Raw genomic sequence first — 6,020 nt, 5'->3', positions numbered from 1 at the left:
CTCTGGCAGAGATGATCAATGCGGCAAGCCTTGCAAACATCGAGGCTGACGCAGGTCACTCGGGTGACAATGGTATTCTATCCGTCTACTCGACCACGCGTTCGTTCCCAGTCGATGTCAGCCTGGCGACGCTTCCAGAAGCCGCAATCACGAATATCGAAAACATTGCTGGCTCAGCTCATGATGATAATCTGAGTGGAGATGAAGCTGCCAACGTTATTTCCGGCGGTGCGGGTGGCGATACGCTGATTGGCGGACAAGGTGCCGATTCATTGTTGGGTGGGTCCGGTGATGACACGCTGATAGTGGATTTCTCGGACACCACAGTCGATGGCGGCGAAGGGCATGACATTGTTCAGTTCCAGGTTGGGGATTTGAACAATCTATCAATTGCCAACTCAAATATTGACCAAAGCACGGGATTGATCGCTGATCTGGTTACATCGCGCTTTAGAACAACGGGTGATGCGGAGTTTTCTGACAACGCTCTGGTATTTGTGAATGTTGAAGAGTTGGTAGGCAGCAATACCGCTGCAGATGTGCTGCGGGCAGGTCAAGGTAGTTGGACCATTTCCGGCCTAGGCGGCGATGACATCCTGTTTGGTACCGGAAATGACACGCTAAAGGGTGGCGCGGGAGCCGATATTCTTTACGGTCGTGGTGGCGACACGCTTATCGGCGGCGCTGGAATTGACGAGTACTATATTACAGGTCCAGGCGTCTTCACGGTTGATTTTGCAACCGATAGCGACAGCGTCGATATACTGCATCTCGATCTGACTTATCAGAATCCGATTTTCGAGATCTCGGGCGATGACCTTGTCATTATCAATGAAACCCTGCAGGCACGGGTTGTGTTGAAGGATTGGGCGGTTGACGACAACGAAACCCGCCTCTCGATCGATTATGCGCGCACTCCTGACGTAAGCGTTTTCCCGGTTCTGGATCATGTTGTCTCTGCAGAGCGGTATGAATTCCTCGGACGCGATTCCATTGAGAGGGAAACGCTGTCTACCTTCAGAGTGACAAACGTTTTTGCGGATACATCTGGTCTCGATGCAACAACTTTTGCGCCCGCAGAAAACGACGCAGGCAATGTTGCTGTCAAAATAGGCAATGGAACCAATAGCCAATTTGTTGGTGGGACTCAGAACGGCGTTATCAGGATTGGTGATGCCGGTGCTTCCGACGGTTTGGCGACAATTGGCGATTATCGCGGCCTTGAAAACCTTGCTGTGAGCATGGGAACGGAAAGCGTGCTCTATAGTGACGGGGTCCGGAATGACTTCTACGTTGTTGGCGACGCGCGGGTATCGGTAGCGGAGTACGAGAGCCCTCTGACCCTCTCGCATGATCTCGTGGCGGATCTGGGTGAGATCGCGAATGTAGGTGAAGTCAACTTGTTCCGTTCCAATGATGAATTGGTGGCCGATACGTTCTTCGGCGGTATTGGCCCGGACGGAGAAATAACTCAGGCCACCGGTATTGTGACGAATGTCGATCAAGTTGCTGAAGCCTTGGGATACACGACCGAAGACATTGAGTTCTTCGGATTGACCGAAGTTGAATTCAGCCAGTTCCTTGCCACGCAAGAGGCTGCTGGAAATGCGGCTCAGATCGAACTCTGGACACCCGAGAGTATCCATTCAGTGTCGCTGCGCCTGCAAGCTTTGGATCGGACGTCGGATGTCAATTATTTCGCCATCTTTGATGAAGATGTTGAATTGTCGGACGCTTTGGTTGACGGTGAAACTGCCCGGCAGGAACGTTTCGTAGCAACAACTGGTGCTACCCGGGCGGATCAGATTGCCGCCAGTGAAGGCCTACGGACAGACAACCTGTCGGTTGGTGGCGCAGGCGCCGATATTATTTTGGGTCAGGGCGTCAATGACCTGATCTTTGGCGATCATGCAACATCACTGCTAGACACAACCCTAGGGTCGTTGTTCGGAGCCATTTCCCAAACGGTGACAACCACAGATGGTGAGGCAAGTCAGAGCAACGCGCTGGTATTTGATGCAAGCAATACGGATGCGGCTGTTCTGGCGCAAATCCAGGCGCGTGGCGGCCAAGTATCAGCAGATACAACGTTGGGCGACCTGTTTGACCTGACCGTCAATGAAGAGGGACAAATTGTTGCATCCGATCCGACCGTTACAGACGTGTCGAGCCGTGTCAGCAGTATTGTCACAGCTGTTTCGTTCCATCATGCTGATGCTATCGAGGCTTTGACTGATCACGCGGCACTTGCTGGCGCAATCGAGCAGGCGGCGATTAGCGCAAATGATCTTGAGAACGTATTGGTGACAAACGGATTGCGCGTCGCCGATGGAGATCTTGATACGACCATTGAAACCGCGGTGGCTACTTCCGAAGGCGCGGCACAGGCACCCTTGGGTGAGGTGATTGATTTGCCTGAGTTGGCGGCGTCGCTGAACCTTCAAGGGTTTGATATTGCCGAAAGCTTCCGCGATCTCCCCAATTTGCTTGGCGATCTCGCGTCGTTTGTCACGGATAATCCTGAGGATACGAATGACCGGTTGATAGCGTTCCTGAACGCTCAAGGCTACCTGACTGGTGATGGTGATCTGATTGCCACAACCGGCACCAATAACGCTGTGTTTGGCGGAGAAGGGGATGATGTAACGGCCCAGTTGGGTGAGTTCAACATCTTTACTGCGGGTGCAGGTGATGATCTGTACTACGGCTTGGGGGATAACAACTCCACAAGCGGCAACGAAGGCAACGATACGCTGATATCCATTGGCGCCCGTAGTCTGTCGTTGGGCGGCGCCGGAAAAGACACGATAATCTCTGCCGGTCAATTGGCCACGGTCTTTGGCGGGGCAGATGCCGATTCACTGCTTGTCTTTGGCCAAAGCGGATGGGTTCAGGGCGATGAAGGAAACGACTATATTCTGACTTCCGGGTACGATCATGTTGTGGGCGGTGGTGCCGGAGACGACACAATCATTTCGGGTGCTGCGCGCAGCACGGTTTCTGGCGGCAGCGGCAAGGATCATTTGTTCATAACCGGCCGCGATGTGACCGTCGATGGTGGCGATGACAATGACCTGATCCGAGTAAGTTCAATTGGCGGTTCGGTAGACGGCGGCACGGGACATGATGTGATCCTGTTGGAACGCGAAGCCGATAATCTGGTTGTTGAGGGCGGCGCGGGTCTGGATACAATTCTGATCGGTGGTTCCGCGAAAGTAACCGGCGGTAGTGAAAGTGACGCGTTCTATATCTCGCTTGGCAACCGCAACAGTGCAATCAATGACGCAACGCCCGAGGACCGGATCATTCTGGATGAACGGTTCAATACCGGCAACTACTGGTTTACAAAGGACGGTGATGATCTTCTGATCCATCATATTACCGAAACCGGGCTTGCCGCAGTTGCGACCCCGACGGATGATCTGGACGGTGTTTCTCTGATATTCGACAGCGCCGGGAACGACAACGATCACTTCGGTGTTGTGCGGGTCAGCAGTTATTTTGAGAACGTGGTATCTTCCAGACCTGAGTTAGTTCTAACTGCTGGTGTTGCGCGGACGTCAGGTGCTCGGGATTATACCTATCTCGATGGAACTCTGCTGGAAGATTTGATAAATGTTCTGGAACGTTTCCAGCCGTTCTATGGAACATATGGTGGGTTCCTCGCTGGGCTGTCGGATAGTCAACGCGAAGATATTTTGCGCATTTACGATCTGGCTGCACTCGGCACTGGTCTGGTGTTAACCGAAGGTGCTGTGCCAGACATTAGCCTCGTTATTACAGATCATGTGGTATTCGAAGATTCGGCCGTCGGGCTACCATTTGAAGTCATTAGTGGCGCGTATACGCGAAGCGTACGGATATCAGGTGTCCCCGAGGGGGCGTTTGTCGGGCGAGGTGAAGATCTTGGGGGCGGTGTCTGGACAGTTGACCCGGCTAACCTTCAGGAGGCTTTCTTTGTGCCGCCGGATTCCTTCTCTGGTGACATTTCGCTAACAGTTGAAGTTCTGGACTTTGATGGTGCTGTTGTTGAGACGGGCACAACCGTCCTTACAGTACGCGGAGTAGCGGACACGCCGATTGTCAACTCACTTTCGGTGGATGTTGAACAAGGTCAGGCTGTACCAGTCAGTGTTTCCATCAGTTCAGCAGATGTGGACGGTTCCGAAATCGTTGAGGTCACAATATCAGGTGTCCTCGAGGGTTGGAGTTTGTCCTCAGGAACGGATAATGGCGATGGCAGCTGGACATTGTCGCCAGCGCAGCTCGTGAACCTGACCGCAACACCTCCAGTCGACTTCACCGGTTCTGTTGATCTTGCGGTCTCTGTTTCCGCTCTGGAAGCGTCGCGGGTGACAGAATTTGGTGACAGTATTGCCGAATTGGAGGGTGTTTCCAGTGCGGTCGTCGATCTCAGTGCGGGCATGCTTACCTTTACCGTCTCAGGAGAAGGCCTGGATGAAGCCCCCGTTGTCACGATTGAGGCACCGATTGACACGACAGGCACGGCTGATATTCCGCAGTTGCTGAACGATCTGAATATCAGTCAGGGTGTATTGGATGGCGACGGGAACTATGTTTATACGGCCGATCTGCCTGACTTCAGGTTGGTGGGGAATCTGAACCTGACGATCGGGGATACCACCTATAGTGTGCCGGTTGAACCAGGAGTGATAGCCATCAGCGATGTTGCATCCGTAACATTGTCGGTTGACGCTCCCTACAATCCGAATTCGCTCACGGTCGATCTTCAAGTGCTGACGGTGACCAGCGATCAGGCTTCAAGCTACGGATATTATCGTCGTGACGCCCAAGGAAATCCGACGTCCGGAACGATCATCCTGTCGAATGTTCGCGACCATGTGCGCGCACCAATGACTATCGAGATTGCCAATGCGACAATCGGAGACATTGGCTTCTTCATTATACCTGACGGTGGTTCACTGAATGCTGGCTTGTCAGATGGTGATACTGTTCTGTTCAGCGCAAGCGGTGACGGCTGGCAAGTGCGGGATGCCTCTAACCAATTGCTGAACAGTGCAGATTTAGGAGATCTGGCAACGTTTAGCGACAGCCAGCTGAACACCTCTGACGCGGAATTGCTGATAGATAGTGGCCGCGAAGGAAACCAGAACTGGAGTGAAGACGGTCAAAGCCTCGATGGAAATCTTGGAGGTGATCTGAACCTGCAGGTCAATATTAAGGAAGTGAACGGTGGTGCCGCGAACGAGGCAATCATTGGAGATGCAGGTGCGAATATCCTTCGCGGCCTGGCTGGAAATGACACGCTGAACGGTGGTTCCGGTAACGACATTCTTTATGGCGGGCTTGGTGATGATACCTACCAGATTGATCTGGGCAGTGGTCAGGATGTGATCGAGAACGTCAACTCCGGAGATCAGGATACAGATATCGTTGAATTCGGAGCAGGTATTTCTCAGGACGATTTGTGGTTCGAACGAGATGGAGCGGATCTCAGAGTTAGTGTGATCGGCACGTCCGATGAAGTGACAGTCAGACGTTGGTACACGCATGACAATGCTTCCGTCGATAGTTTCGCTCTGAATGACGGCTCGCAGCTGGATGCGCAAAATGTTCAGTCGCTTGTCGATGCGATGGCTGCATTTGCACCACCTTCTGGGTCGGACAACACGGTCGACGAGGACGATTTGCAACAAGCGCGGTTGTCAATCGCCGTCGCCTGGTCCAGTGGATCGTGACGGGAGAAACACTTTAAAATTTGACATTTCTGGCCGAAACAGGGGCTGCGTTGAGAGACGCAGTCCAAATCCCTTAGCGTGCCGCGCCAAGGAGCAAAATCTCGTTGGAGCCTAGGTGTTCGATTGTGGTTTATTTTATTTGGGAGGAGGGAATATGTTATCACTTTTGCCGAACGCGTTTCGAGAGTAGTTTTGCAAGCGTTTCGCTGATCACACGTTTGCGATGTAATTCCAGTGCATTAGCCTGCTGATTTTGGATTGTTTATGGCCGTTTGCGATGGCGGTCAGTGTTTGGGTGAG

At 52.7% G+C, this 6,020-nt stretch carries 1 protein-coding gene; it reads left to right on the top strand.

Features of this window, described 5'->3' with window-relative positions; all coding sequences use genetic code 11:
• Positions 1-11 precede the first annotated feature (11 nt).
• Positions 12-5,720: a calcium-binding protein gene (locus ACR0D7_RS19205; RefSeq protein WP_480680452.1), complete on the top strand. Its 5,709-nt coding sequence runs from the start codon at positions 12-14 to the stop codon at positions 5,718-5,720.
• The last annotated feature ends 300 nt before the right edge of the window (positions 5,721-6,020 follow it).

Source organism: Ruegeria sp. BB7, from assembly GCF_056539365.1.
Note: the sequence above shows the minus strand (reverse complement) of the source record. Positions and strands in the feature narration are given on the sequence as shown.

Excerpts from the sequence above, each read along its gene's own strand:
- ACR0D7_RS19205 (WP_480680452.1), top strand. The coding sequence starts at position 12 with ATGATCAATGCGGCAAGCCTTGCAAACATCGAGGCTGACGCAGGTCAC.